The following is a 1,477-nucleotide window of genomic DNA, read 5'->3' as shown; positions in this document are numbered from 1 at the left end:
CGCCGGAACCGCCGCGTCGACTTGCCGCTGCCGAGCCTGCCCGTCGGCGTCACGCACCGCCCACGTCCGGTCGCCGAACGAGCCCGCGCGCGTCCACGACGGCGGCAGGCAGGGCCTCGCCGGACGTCGACTTCACCGGGTAGCGGTGCAGGGCCAGGACGTGGACGTCGGCCGCAGGGCTCGGGACGGTCATGGCGGCACTCTCCCAGACGTCCACGGACGGCCGTCGGGGAACCGTGGACGGGATGGGGAGCTCGTGTGGAGAACGCGTGGATCGCGTCTGCATAGCGTCGGAGACACCACGCAGGACCCACGGAAACCACCGCAAAGGAACCCCCTCATGGCACTCAGCGCCAAGCTCCTCGCCCCGCTCGCCACCGTCGCCGTCGCCGGCGCCGTCGCCATCGGCTCGGGCGCGACCTTCACGTCGCAGACCAACAACACGATCAGCGCCGTCACGTCCGGGACGCTGTCGCAGGCCAACACCAAGGCCGACTCGGCGATCTTCAACCTGAGCAACCTCAAGCCCGGCGACACCCTCAACGGCGGCCTGACGATCACCAACACGGGCTCGCTGCCGGCCAAGTTCACGCTCGCCGAGACCGCGTCCACCAACGGCTTCGCCGGCTCGAACCTCACGCTGACCATCAAGAACGTCACGACCAACAAGGTCGTCTTCGACGGCACCTTCGGCGCCCTGGTCGACAACGAGAAGCAGGACCTCGGCACGGTCGCGGCCGGCGCGGCGAACCAGTACGCCTTCACCGTGAAGCTCGCCCAGGACGCCGACAACACCCAGCAGGGCAAGACCGCGTCGGCCTCCTACCAGTGGGCCTCGACGCAGCTCGACGCCGAGACCACCAACCAGTAGTCCCGACACCCCAGACCCCCACCCGTGATCCCAGGAGCAGCCATGAGCACCGTCACCCACGACGTCCCCCGCCGTCGCGTCGCCGTCCGTCTCGGACGAGCGCTGGTGGACCTGGTGCTCCTGGTCGTCACCCTGGCCGGCGTCGCCTACGTGGTTCCGTGGGCCCTCGGCTACGACCGGTACGTGATCACGGGTGGGTCCATGTCGGGGACCTTCGAGAAGGGGTCCCTCGTCCTGGAGCAGGAGGTCCCGGTCGACGACCTCGAGGTCGGCGACGTGATCACCTACCAACCCCCCGCGGACTCGGGCGTCACCACGCTCGTCACCCACCGCATCTCCTCGGTGTCCACGACCGAGGACGGCGTCCGGCAGTTCGTCACCAAGGGTGACGCCAACCCCGACCCGGACCCCTGGACGTTCAGCCTCACCGACTCCACCCAGCCGGTCGTCGAGCACGCCGTCCCGTACGTGGGCTACGCCCTCATCGCCCTGGCCGACCGCGAGGTGCGGATGTTCGCCGTCGGCGGGCCCGCGGTCCTCATCGCGCTCGGCGCGATGGTGCAGCTCGTCCGCGGCCTGCGCGAGCCGGGCCGCAAGCCCCCGGTC

General features: G+C 70.4%; 3 protein-coding genes. 2 read left to right on the top strand and 1 reads right to left on the bottom strand.

Annotated elements, in window-relative coordinates; translation table 11 throughout:
• Positions 1–49: 49 nt before the first annotated feature.
• The gene (locus AC2W7G_RS16150; RefSeq protein ID WP_485869336.1) at positions 50–193 is read right to left on the bottom strand and encodes a hypothetical protein; all 144 of its coding nucleotides are present in this window, start codon (positions 191–193) and stop codon (positions 50–52) included.
• Positions 194–340: 147 nt separating this feature from the next.
• Here AC2W7G_RS16150 and AC2W7G_RS16145 point away from each other — a divergent pair, with 147 nt between their 5' ends.
• Positions 341–871 carry a TasA family protein gene (locus AC2W7G_RS16145; RefSeq protein ID WP_485869335.1) on the top strand — a complete coding sequence of 177 codons (531 nt, stop codon included), beginning with the start codon at positions 341–343 and terminating at the stop codon, positions 869–871.
• A gap of 42 nt (positions 872–913) precedes the next feature.
• The coding region (locus tag AC2W7G_RS16140) for a signal peptidase I (RefSeq protein ID WP_485869334.1) at positions 914–1,477 on the top strand (564 nt) is incomplete at its 3' end.

It is taken from the genome of Aeromicrobium sp. PFPM2_SD2, from assembly GCF_057364525.1.
Note: the sequence above shows the minus strand (reverse complement) of the source record. Positions and strands in the feature narration are given on the sequence as shown.